At 66.7% G+C, this 21,537-nt stretch carries 24 protein-coding genes and 3 tRNA genes; 11 read left to right on the top strand and 16 right to left on the bottom strand.

Annotated features, from left to right (window positions below; genetic code table 11):
• Positions 1-94: 94 nt before the first annotated feature.
• From olsA to LZ686_RS09820, 3 genes are all read right to left on the bottom strand, one after another.
• The gene (gene olsA / locus LZ686_RS09830; RefSeq protein ID WP_349547642.1) at positions 95-928 is read right to left on the bottom strand and encodes a lyso-ornithine lipid O-acyltransferase; all 834 of its coding nucleotides are present in this window, start codon (positions 926-928) and stop codon (positions 95-97) included.
• Positions 925-1,710: an L-ornithine N(alpha)-acyltransferase gene (gene olsB, locus LZ686_RS09825; protein ID WP_502921925.1), complete on the bottom strand. Its 786-nt coding sequence runs from the start codon at positions 1,708-1,710 to the stop codon at positions 925-927. The genes olsA and olsB overlap by 4 nt, the downstream gene beginning before the upstream one ends.
• Positions 1,711-1,837: 127 nt before the next feature.
• Positions 1,838-2,017, bottom strand: a complete 180-nt coding sequence (locus LZ686_RS09820) for a DUF3553 domain-containing protein (RefSeq protein WP_042249936.1) — start codon at positions 2,015-2,017, stop codon at positions 1,838-1,840.
• Positions 2,018-2,059: 42 nt separating this feature from the next.
• Here LZ686_RS09820 and LZ686_RS09815 point away from each other — a divergent pair, with 42 nt between their 5' ends.
• Positions 2,060-2,683, top strand: a complete 624-nt coding sequence (locus LZ686_RS09815; RefSeq protein WP_045980844.1) for a histidine phosphotransferase family protein — start codon at positions 2,060-2,062, stop codon at positions 2,681-2,683.
• On the opposite strand, the gene LZ686_RS09810 is transcribed toward LZ686_RS09815, so the two are convergent.
• The 5 genes from LZ686_RS09810 to LZ686_RS09790 all read right to left on the bottom strand — a co-directional run bounded on the left by LZ686_RS09810 (position 2,680) and on the right by LZ686_RS09790 (position 6,196).
• Positions 2,680-3,936 carry a glutamate-5-semialdehyde dehydrogenase gene (locus tag LZ686_RS09810; protein WP_502921997.1) on the bottom strand — a complete coding sequence of 419 codons (1,257 nt, stop codon included), beginning with the start codon at positions 3,934-3,936 and terminating at the stop codon, positions 2,680-2,682. The genes LZ686_RS09815 and LZ686_RS09810 overlap by 4 nt on opposite strands.
• A 77-nt stretch (positions 3,937-4,013) precedes the next feature.
• A tRNA-Asp gene (locus tag LZ686_RS09805) sits at positions 4,014-4,090 on the bottom strand.
• A 28-nt stretch (positions 4,091-4,118) separates the two neighbouring features.
• Positions 4,119-4,195 (bottom strand) — tRNA-Asp (locus LZ686_RS09800).
• 194 nt (positions 4,196-4,389) lie between these two features.
• Positions 4,390-4,974 carry a hypothetical protein gene (locus LZ686_RS09795; RefSeq protein ID WP_349547640.1) on the bottom strand — a complete coding sequence of 195 codons (585 nt, stop codon included), beginning with the start codon at positions 4,972-4,974 and terminating at the stop codon, positions 4,390-4,392.
• A 115-nt stretch (positions 4,975-5,089) separates the two neighbouring features.
• A complete protein-coding gene (locus LZ686_RS09790) occupies positions 5,090-6,196 on the bottom strand; it encodes an anhydro-N-acetylmuramic acid kinase (RefSeq protein WP_349547639.1) in 1,107 nt (368 codons plus the stop codon).
• 57 nt (positions 6,197-6,253) lie between these two features.
• On the opposite strand from LZ686_RS09790, the gene tyrS reads away from it, so the two are divergent.
• The 3 genes from tyrS (at position 6,254) to LZ686_RS09775 (ending at position 8,925) form a co-directional block, all read left to right on the top strand.
• Positions 6,254-7,495 carry a tyrosine--tRNA ligase gene (tyrS, locus tag LZ686_RS09785; protein WP_349547638.1) on the top strand — a complete coding sequence of 414 codons (1,242 nt, stop codon included), beginning with the start codon at positions 6,254-6,256 and terminating at the stop codon, positions 7,493-7,495.
• 121 nt (positions 7,496-7,616) lie between these two features.
• Positions 7,617-7,769, top strand: a complete 153-nt coding sequence (locus LZ686_RS09780; protein WP_157001283.1) for a hypothetical protein — start codon at positions 7,617-7,619, stop codon at positions 7,767-7,769.
• Between the two features lie 208 nt (positions 7,770-7,977).
• Positions 7,978-8,925 (top strand): alginate O-acetyltransferase AlgX-related protein, encoded by a 948-nt coding sequence (locus LZ686_RS09775; protein ID WP_349547637.1) that lies wholly within the window; start codon positions 7,978-7,980, stop codon positions 8,923-8,925.
• A gap of 88 nt (positions 8,926-9,013) precedes the next feature.
• Here LZ686_RS09775 and LZ686_RS09770 read toward each other — a convergent pair.
• The 4 genes from LZ686_RS09770 to pdxH all read right to left on the bottom strand — a co-directional run bounded on the left by LZ686_RS09770 (position 9,014) and on the right by pdxH (position 10,977).
• Positions 9,014-9,090, bottom strand: a tRNA-Pro gene (locus tag LZ686_RS09770).
• Between the two features lie 40 nt (positions 9,091-9,130).
• On the bottom strand, positions 9,131-9,646 hold the full coding sequence (locus tag LZ686_RS09765; RefSeq protein WP_349547661.1) for a DUF192 domain-containing protein: 516 nt from the start codon (positions 9,644-9,646) through the stop codon (positions 9,131-9,133).
• Entirely contained in the window at positions 9,633-10,214 is a 582-nt protein-coding gene (locus LZ686_RS09760) for a cold-shock protein (protein WP_045999287.1), read from the bottom strand. The genes LZ686_RS09765 and LZ686_RS09760 overlap by 14 nt, the downstream gene beginning before the upstream one ends.
• Before the next feature lie 148 nt (positions 10,215-10,362).
• Positions 10,363-10,977 (bottom strand): pyridoxamine 5'-phosphate oxidase, encoded by a 615-nt coding sequence (gene pdxH / locus LZ686_RS09755; RefSeq protein ID WP_295169049.1) that lies wholly within the window; start codon positions 10,975-10,977, stop codon positions 10,363-10,365.
• Between the two features lie 79 nt (positions 10,978-11,056).
• Between pdxH and fabI the strand changes: the two genes are divergently transcribed.
• The 4 genes from fabI to LZ686_RS09735 all read left to right on the top strand — a co-directional run bounded on the left by fabI (position 11,057) and on the right by LZ686_RS09735 (position 13,926).
• Positions 11,057-11,884 carry an enoyl-ACP reductase FabI gene (fabI, locus tag LZ686_RS09750; protein WP_045980836.1) on the top strand — a complete coding sequence of 276 codons (828 nt, stop codon included), beginning with the start codon at positions 11,057-11,059 and terminating at the stop codon, positions 11,882-11,884.
• Positions 11,885-11,900: 16 nt separating this feature from the next.
• A complete protein-coding gene (locus tag LZ686_RS09745; RefSeq protein WP_349547636.1) occupies positions 11,901-12,509 on the top strand; it encodes a LysE family translocator in 609 nt (202 codons plus the stop codon).
• Positions 12,510-12,520: 11 nt separating this feature from the next.
• A complete protein-coding gene (gene gpt, locus LZ686_RS09740; protein WP_045980835.1) occupies positions 12,521-13,021 on the top strand; it encodes a xanthine phosphoribosyltransferase in 501 nt (166 codons plus the stop codon).
• Positions 13,022-13,158: 137 nt separating this feature from the next.
• The gene (locus tag LZ686_RS09735) at positions 13,159-13,926 is read left to right on the top strand and encodes a PRC-barrel domain-containing protein (protein ID WP_349547635.1); all 768 of its coding nucleotides are present in this window, start codon (positions 13,159-13,161) and stop codon (positions 13,924-13,926) included.
• A gap of 54 nt (positions 13,927-13,980) precedes the next feature.
• On the opposite strand, the gene trpE is transcribed toward LZ686_RS09735, so the two are convergent.
• From trpE to LZ686_RS09715, 4 genes are all read right to left on the bottom strand, one after another.
• Positions 13,981-15,486 (bottom strand): anthranilate synthase component I, encoded by a 1,506-nt coding sequence (gene trpE, locus LZ686_RS09730; RefSeq protein WP_349547634.1) that lies wholly within the window; start codon positions 15,484-15,486, stop codon positions 13,981-13,983.
• Positions 15,486-17,363, bottom strand: a complete 1,878-nt coding sequence (locus tag LZ686_RS09725; protein ID WP_349547633.1) for a peptidylprolyl isomerase — start codon at positions 17,361-17,363, stop codon at positions 15,486-15,488. The genes trpE and LZ686_RS09725 overlap by 1 nt, the downstream gene beginning before the upstream one ends.
• Before the next feature lie 67 nt (positions 17,364-17,430).
• On the bottom strand, positions 17,431-18,606 hold the full coding sequence (locus tag LZ686_RS09720; RefSeq protein ID WP_349547632.1) for an aminotransferase: 1,176 nt from the start codon (positions 18,604-18,606) through the stop codon (positions 17,431-17,433).
• A 1-nt stretch (position 18,607) separates the two neighbouring features.
• The gene (locus tag LZ686_RS09715) at positions 18,608-19,147 is read right to left on the bottom strand and encodes a hypothetical protein (protein WP_349547631.1); all 540 of its coding nucleotides are present in this window, start codon (positions 19,145-19,147) and stop codon (positions 18,608-18,610) included.
• Positions 19,148-19,269: 122 nt separating this feature from the next.
• Here LZ686_RS09715 and LZ686_RS09710 point away from each other — a divergent pair, with 122 nt between their 5' ends.
• The 3 genes from LZ686_RS09710 to LZ686_RS09700 are packed head-to-tail and all read left to right on the top strand — an operon-like array spanning position 19,270 to position 21,508.
• Positions 19,270-19,860 carry an anthranilate synthase component II gene (locus LZ686_RS09710; protein WP_349547630.1) on the top strand — a complete coding sequence of 197 codons (591 nt, stop codon included), beginning with the start codon at positions 19,270-19,272 and terminating at the stop codon, positions 19,858-19,860.
• Positions 19,857-20,876, top strand: a complete 1,020-nt coding sequence (trpD, locus tag LZ686_RS09705) for an anthranilate phosphoribosyltransferase (RefSeq protein ID WP_349547629.1) — start codon at positions 19,857-19,859, stop codon at positions 20,874-20,876. The genes LZ686_RS09710 and trpD overlap by 4 nt, the downstream gene beginning before the upstream one ends.
• On the top strand, positions 20,873-21,508 hold the full coding sequence (locus LZ686_RS09700; RefSeq protein ID WP_349547628.1) for a uracil-DNA glycosylase: 636 nt from the start codon (positions 20,873-20,875) through the stop codon (positions 21,506-21,508). Before trpD ends, LZ686_RS09700 begins: the two co-directional genes overlap by 4 nt.
• The last annotated feature ends 29 nt before the right edge of the window (positions 21,509-21,537 follow it).

The raw sequence follows: 21,537 nt of genomic DNA, 5'->3' as shown, positions 1-21,537 counted from the left end.
ACGCTCATTCCTTGGTGGTTTGTTCAGGGTTGGACACCAGATATAGCGTCAAAACGCGGCTGGCAAGGTCTTGACAGGGGTCGGCCCGACGGTTTCAGGCAGGTGTGGCAAGACCGCGAAAATCGGCTTCTATCGCAGAATAGCATGCTGCCGAAAGGGTCTTGCGGCCGTTTCCTGCGACGGGAATCGGGGGGTGCAGCCGGACGGTCACATGCCCGTGGCGTCTTGCCGCAAGAATCGACAGCAGGTGCGGCCCCAGATCCATGTCCGCCCACCAGCCATAGAATCGCGGATCCCGCCCGGGCGGCGCGTGATAGGTCGCGCTGACCGGCTGGATCGCCAGACTGGCGGGCAGGTCGTCGGCCAGAAACCCCTGGAACAGGGTCGGCTTGAACGGCAGGACGCGGCGTCCGTCGCTGGACGTGCCTTCGGGGAAGAACAGCAGGCGATGCCCGGCGCGGATGCGTTCGGCGAATTCCACCGCCTGCGCGCGGGCCAGTTTCGGGTCGCGTGTCACGAAATGCGTGTCGGTCACGCGGGTCAGGATGTTGATGCCGGGCCAGCGGGCGACCTCGGCCTTGCTGACGAAGAAGACCGGCAGGGCGGCGTTCAGCGTCAGGATGTCCAGCCAGCTGGAATGGTTCGCCACGACCGCGCCGGGGCCTCGCAGGGGCGTCCCTTCGCGCCGCCAGCGCAGGCCGATGCAGGCCAGGACCAGACGGCAGACGATCTGGACATGCGGTCCGGTCCAGGGGCGGCGGCGGCCATGCACCAGTCGCTCGATCCCGCGCAGCGGCAGGATCAGCAGCACGCCCAGCATCAGCACCAGAACCGCCGGCACGCCGCGGCGGATCACCCGCAGCCAGTCGCGCAGCCCGCGCGGGGGGGCCGGCACAGGCGGTTCGGCATCGCGCCAGGTCGGGCTCATGTCGGCTGCCAGCGGCTTTCGTAGAACTGCTTGTGCTTGGCGGACATCGCGCCCGTGTCCATCAGCAGGAACACGTCGGTCGTGTTGAAGGCACGGTCGATGAACGCCCCCTCGCCCACCAGACCGCCAAGGCGCAGATAGGCCTTGATCAGCGCGGGCATCCCGACCAACGCCTCGCGCCGGTCCAGGCGGTCGGGGGCGATCAGGTCCATGGTCTGGAACCCGTCGGGCCGCGCGCGGGGCCGCAGGTCCGGCGGGGCCAGGTGATTGTGGTGCAGCCAGGACAGCGACGGCGCCAGCAGCGTCGGGTCTGTGCCGTGAAAGCTGGCCACGCCGAACAGGATCTGGATGCCGTGGTCCAGCACGTAATCGGCCAGCGCGTTCCACATCAGGAACATCGCCGCCCCGCCCCGGTGATCGGGATCGACACAGGACCGCCCCAGTTCCAGCAGCGGTCGGCCGCTGTCGCGCAGCGGGGCCAGGTCGTATTCGCCGTCGCAGTAGAACCGCCCGAAATCGGCCGCCACATCGCTGCGCAGCAGGCGATAGACGCCGACCACGTGATCCAGCGCCTCCGCGTCGCGGCGCGTGTCGATCAGGCACAGGTGGTCGACGACGGGGTCGAACTCGTCCCGTTCCAGCCGCGCGTCGTGATCGACCAGCGGGCCGGTGCCGCCCAGCTCCTCGACGAACACGCGATAGCGCAGGCGCTGTGCGGCCATCAGGTCGCGGGGCGTCGTGGCAAGGCGGATCTGGAAAAAGGCGGGGTCGGCGCGGTTCACGATGGCCTCGGTGCTTGGGCTGCGGCCTGTCTAGGAAAGCCGCGCGGCCAATGCAACACGTGCGGCCCAAGTTCCGCTTGCATCGCGCAACCTTCAGTTGCATCGTCGCGCAAGCAATATCAGGAGTTTACATGTCGCCCATGCGCAGGATCTGCAACGCCACGCGGCGTCCGTCGATGACCTGCTTGCCGGCCTCGGTAAAGTTCACGGTGATGCGGTCGCCGATCCGGGACTGGACCTGCCCCTCGCCCCATTCGGGCGCGCCGGGATGACGCACGATCATGCCGGGTTCAAGGATATCGTTCACCGCGAAAACTCCATTTCTCTGCACTTTGGAAGGTAATCATACATGACGGTCGATACAACGCGGATCGCTGCGGGCGATCTGGCCGCACTGCTGGGATCGCGGCTGTGCCATGACCTGGTGTCGCCCCTGGGGGCCATCGGCAACGGGGTCGAGCTGCTGGAGATGTCGCCCGATTTTCCGGGCCTGGCCCAATCCCCCGAACTGCGCCTGATCTCCGAAGCGGTGGGCGCGGCACGCGCGCGCATCCAGGCCTATCGCATGGCGTTCGGCATGGCGCAGGGCGAACAGCGGATCGGCCTGGCCGAGTTGCGCCGTCTGCTGGACGGGATCGCCGCACAGGGCCGCCTGACGATCACCCTGGACGCCGCAGGCGATTTCGCGCGGCCCGAGATCCGCATGTTGGTGCTGGCGGTGATGTGCATGGAAAGCGCGATGCCCTGGGGCGGCCGGGTGATCGTGCTGCGTGACGGCCCGCAATGGCGGCTGGTCGCGGAATGCGACCGCAGCAAGGTCGACCCGACCCTGTGGGGCTGGCTGGACGGCCCCCAACCCCGCACCCTGGCCCCGTCCGAGGTGCATTTCGCCCTGCTGGCCGAGGCCGCGCGGGCCGAGAACCGCCCCCTGCGCCATGAGTTCGACGACACCGGGGGCGAGATCGCGTTCTAGGCGCGGATCGTCCCGTCGCCCGTGACCAGGTACTTGAAGCTGGTCAACTGTTCCGCCCCCACAGGCCCGCGGGCATGCATCTTGCCCGTGGCGATGCCGATCTCGGCGCCCATGCCGAACTCTCCACCGTCCGCGAACTGGGTCGAGGCGTTGCGCATCAGGATCGCGCTGTCCAACCCGGCAAAGAACCGTTCGGCGGTCGCGTCATCCTCGGTCAGGATCGATTCGGTGTGCTGGCTGCCATGGCGGCGGATATGGGCGATGGCCTCCTCGACCCCGTCCACCAGCTTGGCGGCGATGATCATGTCCAGGAACTCGCACCCGAAATCGTCGGGCTTGGCCGGCACGGTGCCGGGGATGCGCGCCAGATCGCCATCCGCACGCACCTCGACCCCCGCCTCCAGCAGGTCACGGATCAGGACGTCGCCATGGCGATCATGGAACGCCCTGTCGATCAGCAGGCATTCGGCCGACCCGCAGACGCCTGTGCGCCGCGTCTTGGCGTTCAGCACCACGCGCCGCGCCTTTTCCAGATCGGCCGCAGCGTCGGCATAGATGTGGCAGATCCCCTCCAGATGCGCAAAGACCGGCACGCGGGCCTGGTCCTGCACCAGCCCGACCAGCCCCTTGCCGCCGCGCGGGATGATCACGTCGATCAGCCCCTGTGCGCCCAGCATGGCGCTGACCGCCGCGCGGTCGCGCGTGGGCACCATCTGGATGGCGGTTTCCGGCAGGCCCGCCGCGCGAAGACCCTCGACCATGCAGGCATGGATCGCGCTGCTGGAATGCAGGCTTTCCGAACCGCCGCGCAGGATCACCGCATTTCCGGACTTCAACGCCAGCGCCCCCGCATCGGCGGTCACGTTCGGCCGGCTTTCATAGATGACCCCGATCACGCCGATGGGCGTGCGCACGCGGCGGATATGCAGCCCCGTGGGCCGGTCCCATTCCGCGATGACCTGCCCCACCGGATCATCCTGTTCGGCAACCTCGCGCAGGCTTTGCGCGATCGCGGCGATGCGTGCGCCGTCCAGACGCAGCCGGTCCAGCATCGCATCCGACAGCCCCTTTTCGCGCGCGAAGTCCAGATCACGGGCGTTGGCCGCCAGGATATCAGGGGTACGGGCAGCGATGGCGTCGGCGGCGGACAGCAGGGCCATGCGTTTCGGTCCGGCTGGCGTCTGCGCCAGAACCACCGCGGCCTGTCGGGCGGCGGCGCCAAGGGCGTCGATCAGTTGCCGGGCTTGGACCATGTCCGTCATCGCTTCCTCCGATACGCAAAATCGACGCTGTCTTAGCGTGATCCTGCCGAGAAGGGGAAGGGAAGAAATGGCGCGGTTGACGGGGCTCGAACCCGCGACCCCCGGCGTGACAGGCCGGTACTCTAACCAACTGAGCTACAACCGCGCATTTCCTTCGGGCGAATGATGAGTTGTGGCGCGGTTGACGGGGCTCGAACCCGCGACCCCCGGCGTGACAGGCCGGTACTCTAACCAACTGAGCTACAACCGCCCAACTCATCCCCCGGACGATCGCCCGCCGGAGTAGGCCGGGGTTTACGCAGACCGCCGCGCGGCGTCAAGGGCGCGTTGAACGAATTTTGCCACATTCGGGCAAATCTTTGAAATGACGGTGCAAAGAACGCGAAAGGGGCGCCCGATGGGCGCCCCGATGAACCAAGCAACTTGTAAACAAACCGGGTGGGATCAGTCGCGGACGGTTTCCATGTCGAATTCCGGCAGCGCTTCCAGTTCTTCCTGGCTGTAGTTGGTCGCCAGAACCGTGTCGTCGCCGAACATCGCCATGTTCAGGACATCGCGGTCCAGCAGCACGGTGTGCGTGCCCATGCCCAGGAAGCCGCCGATGTCGGCGATATAGCCCATGACCTGACCATCCGGCGACATCACGATGTCGGACACAGTCGCGATCTCGTTCCAGTCACCCGGAACCGCATCGCCCGTTGCATCGGTCCATTCGGTGGTCGACGGCTGGTTGGTCGTATAGATGGCGCGGCCCTGCAGCCACGATGCGGTGATGCCCGGATTCTCGGCCGACAGCGTCACTTCCATGTCGCTCATGTCGGTCGCCATCTCGTCGGCGGGCATCGTCTCTGCGGGCATGGCATCCGCCGGCATCGTCTCTGCGGGCATGGTCTCTGCGGGCATGGTCTCTGCGGGCATGGTCTCTGCGGGCATCGTCTCGGCCGGCATGGCGTCGGTGGCCGGGGGCGTCGTCGCGTCCTGTGCGAACACCGGAGCCGCAAATGCCAGAGCAGCAGCCGTCGTCATCATGAGGGTTTTCATTCTAGATCTCCGCATCAATTCTTTGTTTCGATGATGTCTTTTCGTCATCTTCACGGCATCAACGCGGGCATTTCGAAGACCGTTCCCTAAACATTTGTATGATCTAGTCACGTGATCGTGGGTGACTGATCCGTCCTCCGCAGGCCGGTGCCGGAACGCCCGTGGTCATCGGCCCCGATATGGGCAGCCCTCGCAGCACGCGCGCCGCAAGCCAGCCGAAGGCCTGCGCCTCCAGCATGTCGCCGTTCAGACCGATCGCCTCGACCGGCCGGACGGGCACGGGCAACGCTGCTGTTAGCGCGTCCATGATGGCCGTATTGTGGCGCCCCCCGCCGCAGACCAGAACCTGCGCAGGCAGCGCGGGCAGCCACGCCATGCCTGCCGCAACCGATCCGGCCAGTGCCGACACCAGCGTCGCCGCCGCATCGGCATCGGACAGCGGGGCAACCGCGCTGGTCAAGCCGGCGAACTGATCGCGATCCAAGGATTTGGGGGCGGGTCGCCGGAACCACGGATCATCCAGGAACGCCGCGACGATGCCCTGATCGGCGGTGCCGCTGGCCGCCAGTGCGCCGCCTTCGTCCCGCGACTGACGGCGGCGCCGGCGCATCAGGTCGTTCAATGGCGCGTTCGCAGGCCCCGTGTCGAAGGCGACGCAGGCACCGGCGGTCTCGGGTGCGGGGGCCGTGGGGTCCACCCAGCTGATGTTGCCGACGCCGCCCAGGTTCAGGAACGCCACGGGGGCCGCGGGCAGGCGCCCCTGCCCCACGGCCCAGTTCGCGCAGGCCCAATGAAAGAACGGCACCAAAGGCGCGCCCTCGCCCCCCTGACGCACATCCTCGGACCGGAAATCCCAGACCACGGGGCGATCCGTCATGCGCGCCAGCGCCGCGCCGTCACCCGCCTGATGCGTGCCGCGCCCGCGCGGATCGTGGGCCAGCGTCTGGCCGTGAAACCCGATCAGCTGCGCATCTGGAAACTGCCGTGCCAGGTCGGCATGGGCCGCCTGGACCAGTTGCGCCAGCTCCGTCACCTCCGGCGCGTCGGGCCACAGGCCCAGCCCCGCATGAAGCACGGCCGATTCGTTGTCGCCGAACGCACGAAAGGCGCTGTCCCCAAAGCCGCCGATTCGCACCCCGTCGGTTTCGATCATCGCCGCGTCGACACCGTCCAGCGACGTGCCCGACATCATCCCCAAAGCCCGGATCATCGCTTTTCCTTCGCTGCTCCTGCCTGTATATCGCGCGGATACACAAGGATGAAGCCCATGACATACCAGCCCAAATCCGACTTCCTGCGCATCATGTCCGAACGCGGCTACCTGGCCGACTGCACGGATTACGCCGGGCTGGATCAGGCGCTGCTGGCAGGACCGATCACGGCCTATATCGGCTATGACGCGACGGCAGCCAGCCTGCATGTCGGGCACCTGCTGAACATCATGATGCTGCGCTGGTTCCAGAAGACCGGCAACAAGCCGCTGACCCTGATGGGCGGCGGCACGACCAAGGTCGGCGATCCGTCCTTCCGCAGCGACGAGCGCCCGCTTCTGGACGATGCCGCGATCCAGGCCAATATCGACGGGATGGGCCGGGTCTTCGCCCGCTATCTGGATTACGGCCCCGACGGGGCGGTCATGCTGAACAACGCCGAATGGCTGGACGGCCTGAACTACCTGACCTTCCTGCGCGACATCGGCCGGCATTTCAGCGTCAACCGAATGCTGTCCTTCGAATCGGTCAAGTCCCGGCTGGACCGGGAACAGTCGCTGAGCTTCCTGGAATTCAACTACATGATCCTGCAGGCCTACGACTTCCTGGAGCTGAACCGCCGCCACGGCTGTGTTCTGCAGATGGGCGGGTCGGACCAGTGGGGCAACATCGTCAACGGAATCGACCTGACGCGGCGGGTGGACGACCGGCAGGTCTGGGGCCTGACCTCTCCGCTGCTGACGACCAGCGACGGGCGCAAGATGGGCAAGTCGGCGGGCGGAGCGACCTGGCTGTCGGCGGACATGCTGTCGCCCTATGAGTTCTGGCAGTTCTGGCGCAACACAACCGATGCCGATGTGGGCCGGTTCCTGAAGCTGTACACCGAACTGCCGGTGGACGAATGCGACCGCATGACCGCGCTGCAGGGGTCCGAAATCAACGAGGCCAAGGTCCGTCTGGCTAACGAGGTGACGACCCTGTTGCATGGCGCCGATGCCGCCGCCAGTGCCGAGGCGACCGCGCGCAGCGTCTTTCAGGACGGCGGCGCGGGCGGCGATCTGGAGGTCGCGGTGCTGCCCGCCGATCAGGCGCAAGGCGTCACCATCGCGCAGGCCCTGGTCCAGTCGGGCATCGTCGCCAGCGGCAAGGAGGTCAAGCGACTGGTGGCCGAAGGCGGCCTGCGCGCCGACAACGCGCCTGTCACCGATCCGCAGATGCCCTTGGACCAGGCTGCACTGGAGCGCGGCATCAAGATCTCGGTCGGCAAGAAAAAGCATCGGATCCTGCGCATCGGCTGAGTTGTCCGCATTGCATGGCTGCCCTGCACCCGCCCTGACCTTGCGTCAGGGCGGTTTCATTTTGACTGGGCAGTCAATATCTGACGGTCACGGGAGGAAACGCCCTGATCGGAGAATGACAATGTCGAACCAGACCCAGAAGCCGCTGAGCATCGCGGACCGCAAGCGCAGCCAGCAGGCAGATGCCGCACTGGATCAGATGTACGGATACTATGCCCGCGAAGACGGCACCCGTCCCGTCGTCAGCGAACTGGACGCCCAGAAGGCTGCATAACACCGGAAAGATCGCCGGAAGCAAGGGGCCCATGCGGCCCCTTTTCCATGTCCGGACCGCGGAAGAACCGCGGCTGCCACCCGTCGCCTCTGCACGGGTTCGGTTGGGCGTCGCGGTGCGGCCCACCATGCGGTTCTGTCACAACTTGAAACGTCAGGCTGCGGAACGGTACTGAGATGGGCATGACAGTCGAAAAGGACACATCCCGATGATTGCGCAACCCGACGTGACGGTGCCGCCCAATATACGTCGCCTGGAGGACGGGCGGCTTGTGCTTGTCGGCGGAAATCACGGGGTCGCGCAGATGTTCGAACGCGGCAGTTCCACGGTGCCGGAGGAGCGCATCGAGATTTTCAGACGCAATCATCGCACGCGGAAGCAGTGGGCGGATGAGAACGGCTGCACCTATTCCCAATGGGTGTTTCCCGATCCGATTGTTCTGAACGCCGTCACGGCAGGGCTTGGGTATCGATCAATATTCGAACGCTCGATGCCATCTGACGCGCGGCCCAACGATCTGCTTTATCCGATCGACCATCTGTTCGGGCGGAATGATCGGCTGAGCATGACCGACAGTCACTACACTCCCGTCGCGAACATGCATCTGGCCGCCGACGTGGCTGAACGAACTTTGCATATCGATGCAAGCAAGGTTCTGGCTGATCTTACATCCAGCATGGGTCCGGACAGAGAATACGTGGGGGACCTGGGTACACAATGCACGCCGAAAATCAGCGAGATCAGGCGTTCGCCGATGGCACACCCCCAGATCACCTCGGCTGCCAATGGGGTTCAGGCCGGGAACATGGGAATCATGCACCTGATATCGTCCCCGAAATCGGTAACGCCGCGGACGCTAATGATCTTTGGCGACTCGTTCTTTCGCTCGCTGTTGACAGAGTTGGCACGTTACTGGCGCAAGATCGTCTTCTGCCGCACGCCGTTCTTTCATCAGGAGATGATGGCGGCGGTCAAGCCGGACGACGTTCTGTGCGGGCTGGCGGAACGCTATTTCGCCTCCACCCGGCCCGACACTGAACGACCGCACTTTCTTGCCTATCCGCTGATGCACGGCCGAAGCACCGCTCCCGATGCGATGTTCGCCACGCTTTGGGACGAGATGATCGATGCCAACGCCTTGGCATTGAACAGATGATCGTTTGATCGCGATAGGTTCTGAACAAAGATCGAGAGAATACCGCGTAAGCGGGCGCGCAACGCATCAATAGAATCGCGGTGTTCAGTGGTCGGGGCGATAGGATTCGAACCTACGGCCTACGGTTCCCAAAACCGTCGCGCTACCAGGCTGCGCTACGCCCCGACACCTGCGCTTTAGCGCAAGGGCGCGGTGGTGAAAAGCCCTAGCGGCACGGCCAAGCTGCGGTAGTGCGATCCAGCGCGGGATGAGCCAGCTGCTGGCCGGCGCCAAGGCCCAACCTTGCCGCCTCGCCTCCTGCGATTTCCAGGACCATCAGGCGGTCCGGCTGCGGATCGCCGACGGCGGCACCGGGGATCGGCGTTTCGTCCAAGGGGCGGGCGTTGCGGTGGATATGACGGATCACGCCGGTTTCGTCGAAAAAGATCAGGTCGAGCGGGATCAGCGTGTTACGCATCCAGAAACTGACCGGCTGGGGTTCGGGATAGACGAACAGCATTCCCTGTCCCGCAGGCAGGTTTCTGCGGAACATCAGGCCTTGGGCCCGTGATTCGGGTGTGTCGGCAACCTCGATCTGAAAGGACAGAGCCGTGTCGCCAGTTGTGCGAATCAGCGCCGCATCCGACCTGCATTGCGCATCGGCTGCCGGGACGATGGGTTGGGCCGCAAGCGGCGCAGCAAGCGCCAGCAACAGGGCGGCGGCAAGGCTACTCCGCAACATGGGGAAGCGAGTTGTGAAGCGATTCGGCCTGCGCCTTTTCGTCATGGGCCGTCTGCGCCGCATCCCATGCCGCGATCTGTGCCGCCATGAGGCCACGCGGGCCCTCGACGATGCGCAGGCAAAGCGCCTCCCCGATGGCAAGGTCTGCAAAACCGGAATGGCGCAGGACCTCGATATGGATGAAGACATCCTCGGAGTAACCGAAGATGTTGGCGAACCCGAAGCCCTTGGATTTGTCGAACCATTTCACGCGCGCCGGACGTAGCGGCAGGCTGTCGAGGTTCTCGATGATGTCGATGTCCAGGTCGGCGATGGGGGCCTGTCCGTCGGTGGCGGGTGGCTCGACCGAAACGACCTCTGCGGCTTGCACGCCGCGGCTGGTATGCTGCACAAGCACCTGCACGCGTGACTGATCAGCGACGGAACTGCGGCCGAAATTGCGCAACACGTTGCCATGCAACAGAATATCGCTGCCGCCGTTTTCGTCCAGAATGAAGCCATAGCCCTTCGAGGGGTCAAACCACTTGACCAACCCTGTCACCAGCTTGAGGCTGCCGTCTTCTGTCATCGCATTTCCGTATTCACGCTAGCCAATTGTCCTAGGACAGTAATGACCCCCTCCACTGACTACAACACAACAGTGGCTTGGAGGCGAGACTATGCCAACGAGGTTAACAAAAGTTGGTTCCGTTCCTGCGACGACATATCGCGGCGGGTCATGGATAGAGCCGTTCGACCGACCATCCGGCATCCGCGTCGCGGGTCCACCGGAACCGGTCGTGCAGGCGAAACGCGCCGTCCGCCCAGAATTCCAGATGCGACGGAGTGATGCGATAGCCCCCCCAGAACGGCGGCCGCGCGGGGCGCGGACCGTGGCGCAGCCCGGCCTTAGCGGCCTCGGCCACCAGCGTCGCGCGGGCATCCAGCGGTTGCGACTGGCGCGAGGCCCAAGCCCCCAACCTGCTCTGCAGCGCTCGGCTGTCGTAATAGGCGTCGGCCTGGGGTCCGTCCTCTCGGGTGACGGTGCCGCGCACGCGGATCTGCCGGTGCAGCGATTTCCAGTGCATCACGAAGGCCGCCTTGCCCGAGGCCTCGATCTGGCGGCCCTTGGCGCTGTCATAGTTGGTATAGAAGACGAAGGATCCGTCCAGCCCCTGCCCGTCGATATCCTTGAGCAGGACCATCCGCACATCCGGCAGCCCGTCTGCATCGACGCTGGCCAGCGCGATGGCATTCGGGTCATTGGGCTCGGACGCCCGCGCCTCTTCCAGCCAGACGCGGGCGATGTCGAACGGGTCGTCGCCCGCAAAGATTCCGGTCCGATCACTCATCGCGCATTCCTTGTGCTTGCTGCGACAGGACACTTGCCCTAATCACCTTTGAAACGGTTGAAAGCGTGAGGGACAGGACATGTCAAGCGAGCAGAGGCCCGGCCTGATGGCCGGCAAGCGCGGTCTCATCATGGGATTGGCCAACGACAAGTCGATTGCCTGGGGCATCGCCAAGGCCTTGGCGGCCGAGGGTGCGGAACTGGCGTTCAGCTATCAGGGCGATGCGCTGAAGAAGCGCGTCGATCCGCTGGCGGCGCAGCTGGGGTCGGACACGGTGCTGCCCTGCGACGTGTCGAACGAGGCATCGATCGATACCCTGTTCGCGGATCTGGGCGCGAAATGGGACGGGCTGGATTTCGTCGTCCATGCCATCGGCTTTTCGGACAAGGACCAGCTGCGCGGCCGCTATGCCGAGACGACACGCGACAACTTCCTGATGACGATGGATATTTCGGTCTATTCCTTCACCGCCGTCGCGCGCCGCGCGGCCGCGATGATGAAGGATGGCGGGTCGATGCTGACGCTGACCTATTACGGCGCCGAACGCGTCATGCCGCATTACAATGTGATGGGCGTCGCCAAGGCCGCGCTGGAAGCCTCGGTCCGCTATCTGGCCGAGGATTTCGGCAAGGACAACATCCGCGTCAACGCGATCAGCGCCGGTCCGATCAAGACGCTGGCCGCCAGCGGCATCGGCGACTTCCGCTACATCATGAAGTGGAACGAACTGAACTCTCCGCTGCGTCGCAATGTCACGCAGGAAGATGTCGGCAATTCCGCCCTGTACCTTCTGTCGCGCCTTGGTGCTGGCGTGACCGGCGAGACGCATCACGTCGATGCCGGCTATCACGTCGTGGGCATGAAGGCCGTCGACGCCCCCGACATCGCGACCGTCAAGAAGGACTGACGGACACGTAGCCCCGATGATCCAGATCACGGCCGAACAGATGGGCATCTTCGTGGCCACGCTGTCGGCCGCGATCCTGTCACCAGGCCCCGGCGTGATCGCCGTCAGCCAGGGCGCCTTTGCCCTGGGGCGCAGACGCGCGCTGACCTATGGGTGGGGCTTGGCGATCGGCGCGTCGGTCTGGTGCCTGGTCGCGCTGCTGGGGCTGACAGCCCTGTTCCGCGTCGCCCCCTGGACCCTGATCCTGCTGAAACTGTTGGGCGGGGCCTATCTGATCCGCATCGGAATCCTGATGTGGATCCATGCCCGCGACCCGATGCCCGACGCCGCGGCGGGCGGGATGAGCCTGTGGTCCGGCATGGCACTGAACCTGTCGAACCCGAAACCGGCGCTGTTTTACTCCGCCGTGCTGCTGTCAATCTTCCCCACAGCGCTGAGTGTCGCCGACAAGGGCGCCATCTATGCCGTGGCCTTGTCGGTCGAGCTGTTCTTCTATACCGCACTGGCCAGCCTGATGGCCCTGCCGCTGTTGCGGCGGCGCTATGCGGCCCTGAAATTCTGGATCGACCGGGGGGCCGGGCTGGCGATTGCCGCCCTTGGCCTGTCCCTGGTCCTGCGCCCGTGAAGGAGACAACGATGAACGACCGCCTGCCGCACGAAAAAGGCTTCCATGTCAGCTGGGACCAGCTGCACCGCGACGCGCGCGCCCTGGCATGGCGCATGGACGGCACCGAATGGCGGGCCGTGGTCGCCGTGACACGCGGCGGGCTTGTCCCCGCGATGATCGTCGCGCGGGAACTGGACATCCGGACCATCGACACGATCTCGATCCGCTCCTACAAGGGCGTCGGCACGGAAGCGGGCCAGGGCCAGCTGGAGGTCCTCAAGCGCCCCGACCCCGAATTGATGGGCGACGGCGAGGGCATCCTGGTCGTGGACGACCTGGTTGATTCGGGACGCACGCTGGAACTGATCCGCGAGATGTATCCCAAGGCGCACCTGGCCACCGTCTATGCCAAGCCCAAGGGCAAGCCGATGGTCGCCAGCTATGTGACCGAGGTCAGTCAGGACACCTGGATCTTCTTCCCATGGGACATGGCATTGCAGTACGTGCAACCTTTCCGCGGCGAAGACTGAAACGATATCAGGGGTTTGGCGAACCCCTGACATTTCTGTCACCGACAGGGCGGGAACCTGACGTGATGCCGGTGCATTAAGCACCCAATGGCGGGCTGCCCAAGCAACCCGCAAGGCACACACAGGAGACCAAAGACATGCGTAAGCTGCTTTTGACCACCACCCTTGCTCTGCCTCTGACCCTTGGCGCAGCCTTCGCGCAGGATACGGCGCCCGCCGCTGATCCCGCGATGGAGCCCGCCGAGACCGCCCCCATGACCGACTCCGGAACCGGGGACATGGCGACGGGTGACATGGCTACGGACGATATGGCCACCGAAGACGTCGATGAAGCCGCCGCTGCCGCATCCGCTGCAGAAAAGGTCGAGGTTCAGCAGGCTGAAAACGAATGGCGCATCGACTGGATCACCGGCGCCAGCGTGACGTCGCCTGATGGCACTGACATCGGCTCGATCAGCGACCTGATCGTCGATGGCGACACCGGCGAGATGAAGGCCGCGATCATCGGCGTGGGTGGTTTCCTCGGCATCGGCCAGAAGCAGATCGCCCTGCCGTGGGCTGACCTGACCATCAACTCGGACGCGCAGGAGATCACCAGTGATCTGACCCGCGAAGAGGCTGAGGCCGCACCCGAATACGTGTTCCGCGATCAGGAAGCCCCGGCCGGCGACATGATGAGCGACCCGGCCGCTGACCCGGCAGCCGCCCCTGCCGCGGACCCGATGGCTACCGGCACCGCGACCCCGCCCGCCGACACGATGGCGACCGAACCTGCAGGTGACATGGCGGCCGAACCCGCCGACGGTATGGCTGAACCCGGCGACACGATGGCGACCGAGCCGGCAGACACGATGGCAACGGAACCGGCCGACGGCACGACGACCGAGACCGCACCCGCCAACTGATCTGCGATCCTGACGAAAGAACGGCGGCCCTTTGGCCGCCGTTTTTCGTTGCGCTCAGCTGTTTCCGCGGACGAACCGCGACGCGCCTTCTGCGGCGCGCTGCAGGGCACGGCTTTTGTTAACCGTTTCCTCGAACTCCGCTTCGGGGTCGCTGTCGTAGACGACGCCCCCGCCAGCCTGAATATACAGCGCCTTGTCCTTGACCACGCCGGTGCGCAGCGCGATGCACATGTCCATCTCGCCATTGGCCGCGAAATAGCCGACTGCCCCGCCATAGACGCCCCGCTTTTCAGGCTCCAGCTCGTCGATGATCTGCATCGCGCGGACCTTGGGCGCGCCCGACACCGTCCCGGCAGGCAGGCCCGCCAACAGCGCGGACAGTGCGTCCTCGCCCTCCCGCAACTCTCCGACAACGTTGGACACGATGTGCATGACATGGCTATAGCGTTCGATCACGAACTGCTCGGTCGGGCGGACGGTGCCGGGTTTGGCCACGCGACCCACGTCGTTGCGGCCCAGATCCAACAGCATCAGGTGTTCGGCCAGTTCCTTCTGGTCGGACAGAAGATCGGCCTCCAGCGCACGATCCTGCGCCTCGTCCGCGCCGCGGGGCCGCGTTCCGGCGATGGGGCGGATCGTTACCTCTCCGTCGCGCAGGCGGACCAAGATCTCGGGGCTTGCACCGACGATCTGGAAACCGCCCATGTTCAGGAAGAACATGAAGGGCGACGGGTTGGTCCGCCGCAGGCTGCGGTAAAGCGCAAAGGGCGGCAGCGGAAAGTCCATCCGCCACCGCTGGCTGGGAACCACCTGAAAGATGTCGCCCGCGCGAATGTAATCCTTTGCGGTCTCGATCGCGGCCAGATAATCGGGCTTGGCGAAATTGGACACCGGCGCGCCGATCTGCGTGTCGTCGCCCATCACCCGCGGCTCTGACGGCTGCCGGTCAAGCGAGCGCAGCGCATCCATGACCCGTTCCGCCGCCCGCGCATAGGCCGCGCGCGCATTGTCGGTACCGTCATGCCAAGCCGGAGCACACAGGGTCACCTCCCCCTTCACGCCGTCCAGCACGGCCACGACCGACGGGCGCATCATCATCGCGTCCGGCAGGTCCAGCGGATCGGGATTTACATCCGGCAGATCTTCGACCAGCCGGATCATGTCATAGCCCAGATAGCCGAACAGGCCCGCCGCGACCGGCGGCACGCCCTCGGGCATCGCGTCGATCCGGCTTTCCGCGATCAGGGCCCGAAGGCTGTCCAGCGCCGGGCGGGTATCATCCTCGAAGTCCTGAGAGAACCGCGCCTGCCGGTTGATCCGCGCCTGACCGTCGCGGCATTCCCAAACCAGATCTGGCTTCATGCCGACGATCGAATAGCGGCCGCGCAGCTCTCCGCCCGTGACCGATTCCAGCATGAAGCTCTGCGGTGCGGCCTCGGCCAGCTTCAGCATCAGGCTGACCGGGGTGTCCAGGTCCGCGGCCAGCCGGATGGTCACCAGCTGGTTGCGACCTGCGGCCCATTCGGCCTCGAACTGCGGAAATTCCGGCGTCAGCTGCATCACTGGACCTGGGCGTTGATGGCGTTGATCGCGGACTGGTTCAATTCGACCGCGGACTGGCGCTGCGCATAGCGGGCGTAATAGTCGAACAGGTCGACCTGCAGCGACTGATCCAGACGCGACCGCACCCCGTCCAGCACCTGCGCGGCATCGGGCTGAGACAGGTCGGCATCGTTGATCTGGTCAAGCCGCACGACGAACACCCGGTCGCCCGCATCGACAACCTCGGCCTGACCGGGTTCGGTCACGGCAAAGGCCTGCGACAGCAGCTGCGGCGGCAGTCCGTCCATCCAGTCGCTGCGCGCCAGGCCGGTTTCGGTCGTCCACGCGGAGGCGTCGTCGGCCTGCGCCTCGTCCGGGGTCGCCTCGGTCTGGGCGACCTCGGCCAGGCTCAGATCGGCGGCCAGTTCCAGCAGCTGGCGCTGGACCTCGGCGCGGCGCCAATCGGCCAGAACCTCGTCGCGGACCTCTTCGAAGGGGCGCAGGGTCGGTGGAACGATCTCGTCCAAGCGCATCGCGAAGACGCCGCCATCCGCCAGTTCGGCCAGTTCGGGGAAATCGGTGCTTTCCATCTGGGCGGCGCGCTCGCGAAACGCCTCGTATCCCGCGATGCTGCCCTCGGCCGGCTCCGCGTCGGCGGTCCAGTCGATCTGGCCCAGTTCCAGCTCGGTATCCTCGGCCAGTTCCTCCAGCGTCGCGCCGCTTGCCAGCGCGTCCTCCAGATCCGCGATGCGGTCCTGGATCTGGCGCGCGGCCGCGGACAGCGCCGCCTCTCCGCGCAGGCCTTCGCGCGCTTCCTCGAAGGGAATGTCGACGGGGTCCAGGATCGCGTTCACCGAAAACAGCGCAGGGCCCAGATCGGTCTGCAGCGGGCCCACGACCCCCGGCTGGTCCAGCGCGAACACGGCCTCGGCCGCCGAACCCAGCTGCGCCTCGGTCACCTCGCCCAGATCGACGTCGTCCAGCGTCAGTCCGCGCTGCAGGACGAAGGATTCGAAGGGCGCGGTGTTGGCGTCGATCTGCTCGCGGGCGGCCTGCGCCTGCGCCTCGTCGGGAAAGACAAGCCGGCTGACCATCCGGCGCGCGGGGCGCTGGAACTGGTCGATGTTCAACTGATAGGTGTCGCGCAGCGCGGCCTCGTCCAGCTGCACCTCGGAGGACAGCATGTCGGGCGTCACCCAGGCATAGGTGATCGCGCGCGTCTCGGGCGCGGTGAAGCGGTCGCCATTGGCCGCATGCCAGGCGCGCAGCGTCGCGTCGTCGGGCTCGGCCACGGGGGCGGGCAACTCGTCCTCGGTCAGTTCGCGCCAGCTGAAATCGCGCGTCTCCAGCAGCCAGCGCGCGGTCTGGTCGACCATCGGCGCCGGCGCTGTCACGCCGCCCACGACGGCGCGCTGCAAAAGCAGGCGCGCCTCGTCGTCGCGCACGGTCGCCTCGAAATCGGCCTCGGTCAGGTTCTCGCGGCGCAGCACCTCGGCATAGGCGGCACGGTCGAACGACCCGTTCGGGCCCTGGAAGGCGCCCGCCTGCATGATCGTCTGCGCGACCTGCGCATCGCCCACCGACACGCCGATGGCGCGCGCCTGTTCCGCCAGCGCGGCCGCCGCGATCAGATTGGCCTGCACCGACTGCGCCAGCCCCATCTGCTGGGCCTGCTGCATGGTGATCTGCTGGCCGGTCTGCTGGGAAAAGGCGCGCATTTCCGATTGCAGGGCGCGGGCATAGTCGTCGGCCGTGATCTTGGTGTCGCCGACCGATCCGATCTCGGTCGTGCCGCCCGAAAAGCTGGTGATGCCAAAGCCTCCCAGCCCCAGCACCATCAGACCCATCAGGATCCAGACGATGGTCGATTTGCCCTTGGTACGCAGCTGTGACATGGCGCGGCCTTCCTCGTGGTCGTGTCCCGCCCGTCTTTAGGGCGCGGGCGGGTCAGCCACAAGTGGATCAGGCCGAAAGGCCGGCCAGCCGGTCCGCCAGCGCCGCGATTCCGTCCGCATCGACATTGGCAAAGGCGATGCGCAGGTGGCGCGGGCCCGTGGCGTCGCCCTCGGGCGTAAACATCGTTCCGGGCAGCGCCAGGACGCCTGCGTCCCGCACCATCCGCCGCGCCAGATCGGCCGAGCCTTCGGCGAACGGGTGTTCGACCCATGCGAAATACGCCCCCGCGCTTTTCAACCGCCAGCCGGGCAAGGCGCCAAGGGCGGCCGCGGCGGCGGCGCGGCGCGCCAGGATCTCGGCCCGCTCTCCAGCCAGCCAGTCCTTCAGGTGCTCCATCCCCCAGACTGCGCCAATCTGACCCAATTGCGACGGAGAGATGGCCACGGTGTCCAGGAACTTCTCGACCTGCTGCAGCCGCTCGATGCCGGCGACGATGGCGCCGACACGATGCCCGGTCAGGCGATAGGCCTTGGAAAAGCTGTAGAGCTGGATCAGCGTCCCGTCCCCGTCAGGCCGTGTCAGCAGGTCATGCGGTGCCCCGTCGCGGCTGTCGAAATCGCGATAGGTCTCGTCCACCACCAGCGCGATCCCGTGCGCCTGCGCCAGATCGAAGAACCGCCCCACAAGATCGGCCGGGTACTCCGCGCCCGACGGATTGTTCGGCGTGACCAGCACGATCGCTCGCGTGGCGGGCGTGATCAACGCCGCCGCGTGATCGGGGTCCGGCAGCATGTCGGCCCCGCAGGGCAGCGGGACCGTGGCGACGCCTGCCATGTCCAGCCACATCTTGTGATTGAAGTACCACGGCGTCGGCACGATCACCTGATCGCCCTGTCCGGCCAGCGTCGCCATGACCGCGCAGAACGCTTGGTTGCACCCTTGGGTGATCGCGACGTTGGTCCCCGTCAGAGCACCACCATAGGCGGCGGAAAACTGCGCCGCCACGGCATCGCGCAGATCGCTGTTGCCCAGGACGGGGCCGTACAGATGCGCCTCGGGTCGGTGCAGGGCCGCCTCGGCGATGGCCCGGCGCAGCCCTTCGGGCGGCGGATCGACGGGGGCGGCCTGGCTGACATTGATCAGGGGTCGGTCGGCGGGGAAGCTGACGCCGCTCAGCCAGCGGCGCGCCTCCATCACCGGGGGGGCAAAGGTCGCGGCAAGGGCGGGGTTCAGCGGGCGCATGTCAGTCTCGTTCCATTCTGCGAAGGTCGGTCAGGTCCGGCGGCAGCGACAGGTCCAGCGCCGGCGCGGGCATCGCGGGCGCCCGGTCCAGCGGCACATCGTCCGACGGCGCGATCCGCGGCAATCCGTCCTGCGCCGCGCGGATCGCGGGCTGGGGCGCGGGGCCGGTCACCGTCACCGGCGTATCGTCGCGCAGGGTCAGGCCGGGCGCATCGGCGGCCATGTCGGGCGCGGGTTGCGCGGGCATCCGGTCCGTGGGCTGCAGGCTGGGGCGCATCGTGTCATTCGTCACGGGGGCCGGTTCATCCTGGGGTGCGGGCACCGCGGCGGGCGTGGCCGCATCGCGCAGGCTGGCCGCACTGGGTGCGGGCAAGGTCGGCGAGACGTCGCCCCCGCGTCCAAATTCGGACCCGATCGGCATGCCGATCGACAGCGCGTCGCGCCCCGGCGGCGCCAGCGGCACCGCCAGCGACAGCCCGGCCAGCGTCAGGACCCCAACCAGCCCGCCCGTCGCCGCCCCCGCCAGAAATCCCCGTGCCATCCCTGCCCCGTCCGTGCTGTGCGTCCGCCCGGTCTTGACCCCCGGTGGCGCTTTGGCCCATCTATAGCGGACGCTTTTTCCGGGGGAAACCGCCCCCCTTCTTCTGGCCGCAAGGTGCATCGATGATCCTTCTGATCGACAATTACGACAGCTTCACCTGGAACCTTGTCCATTACATGGGCGAGGCCGGGGCCGAGGTCGTCGTGCGCCGCAACGACCAGATCACCGTGGACGAGGCCCTGGCGATGGCGCCGGACGGGATCGTGATCTCTCCGGGGCCGTGCGATCCGGCGCAGGCCGGGATCTGCCTGGACCTGATCCGCGCGGCCGCGGACCGCGCCGTGACGCTGTTCGGGGTCTGCCTGGGCCACCAGGCGATCGGAGAGGCGTTCGGCGGTCGCGTCGTGCGCGCCAACCGCATCCTGCACGGCAAGGTCGACGCGATCAGCCATGACGGCACGGGCGTATTTTCGGGGCTGCAATCGCCGCTGAACGCCACCCGCTATCATTCGCTGACCGTCGAACCCGAGACCCTGCCGAACTGCCTGCGCGTCACCGCGACGTCGGACGACGGCACGATCATGGGTCTGATCCATTCCGACCTGCCGATCGAGGGCGTCCAGTTCCACCCCGAATCCATCGCCTCGCAGTTCGGACACGAGATGATCCGCAATTTCCTGGACCGCTGCACTTTCCGCAAGGACGCCGCATGACGGACATCCGCCCCCTGATCGGCCTTGCCGCCGAACGCCCCCTGACGGGATCCGAGGCCGAGGCCGCCTTCTCTGCGCTGTTCGACGGTGCGGCGACCCCCGCCCAGATCGGCGGCCTGCTGATGGCCTTGCGCGTGCGCGGCGAAACCGTGGACGAGATCGCAGCCGCCGCCCGCGCCATGCGCGCCCGCATGAACCGCGTCACCGCCCCCGACGGCGCGATGGACATCGTGGGCACCGGCGGCGACGGCAAGGGGACGCTGAACATCTCGACCGCGACGGCCTTTGTCGTGGCGGGGGCCGGCGTACCCGTGGCCAAGCACGGCAACCGCAACCTGTCGTCGAAATCCGGGGCGGCCGATGCGCTGACCCAGATGGGCATCAACGTGCTGGGCGGCCCCGCCGTGGCGCAGCGCGCGCTGGACGAGGCGGGCATCTGCTTCATGATGGCGCCGATGCACCACCCGGCGATGCGCCATGTCGGCCCGCCCCGGACCGAACTGGGCACGCGCACCGTCTTCAACCTATTGGGACCGCTGACCAATCCGGCCGGGGTCCGCCGCCAGCTGACCGGTGCGTTCAGTGCCGACTGGCTGCGCCCCATGGCCGAGGTGCTGCGCGACCTGGGGTCGACATCGGCCTGGCTGGTGCATGGCGGCGACGGCACGGACGAGCTGTCGATCGCCGAGGACAGCCACGTGGCCGCGCTGCAGGACGGCCAGATCACCGAATTCACCATCGCCCCCGAGGATGCGGGCCTTTCCCGTCACCCCTTCACCGCGATCGTGGGCGGAGAGCCGTCGCACAATGCCGCGGCCTTCCGGGCCCTGCTGGACGGCGAACAGGGCGCCTATCGCGACGCGGTCCTGCTGAACGGGGCCGCTGCGCTGCTGATCGCGGGGCGGGTTCCCGACCTGCGCGACGGGGCCCGGATGGCCGCCGAATCGCTGGACAGCGGTGCGGCAAAGGCACGGCTGGTGGCGCTGGCGCAGGTCACCGGCGCACCCGAATCGTGACCCCTCCGTCGGACTGGGCGCATCTGCCGTTCTTTCGGGACGACTGGCCGGTGATCCGCGACCGGCTGGCGGACACGGCGTTCCTGCCCGGGCCTGATCGGATCTTCGCGGCCCTGCAGGCGACATCGCCGCGGGATGTGCGCGTCGTGATCCTGGGTCAGGATCCCTATCCGACACCGGGCCATGCGAACGGGTTGGCATTCTCGGTCACGCCCGACACGCCGCTGCCCCGGTCGCTGCGCAATATCTTTGCCGAACTGCGCGACGACCTGGGCGACGCGCCCACCACGGGTGATCTGTCGCATTGGGCGCATCAGGGCGTGCTGTTGCTGAACACCGCGCTGTCGGTCGTGCCGGGACAGGCCGGGGCCCATGCGGGCTGGGGCTGGGAACGGCTGGCCCGACAGGCCGTTGCCGAGGCGCAGGCGCACGGTCCGCTGGCCTTCCTGCTGTGGGGCAATCACGCGCGGAAAGCGGTGGCGGGCCTGCCGCGCGCGCAGGATCTGGTGATCGCCACGGCCCATCCCTCGCCCCTGTCGGCCCGGCGCGGGTTCTTTGGATCGCGGCCCTTCAGCCGCATCAACGACTGGCTGACGGACCAGGGGCGTGCGGCCATCGACTGGACCGGCTGACCGCCGCGCCCCCTTTCCCCGCCCGCGCG

Source organism: Paracoccus sp. NFXS7, assembly GCF_040148865.1.
Classification (GTDB): domain Bacteria; phylum Pseudomonadota; class Alphaproteobacteria; order Rhodobacterales; family Rhodobacteraceae; genus Paracoccus; species Paracoccus marcusii.
The sequence above is the reverse complement of the archived record's forward strand: the minus strand, read 5'-3'. Positions and strand labels throughout refer to the sequence as shown.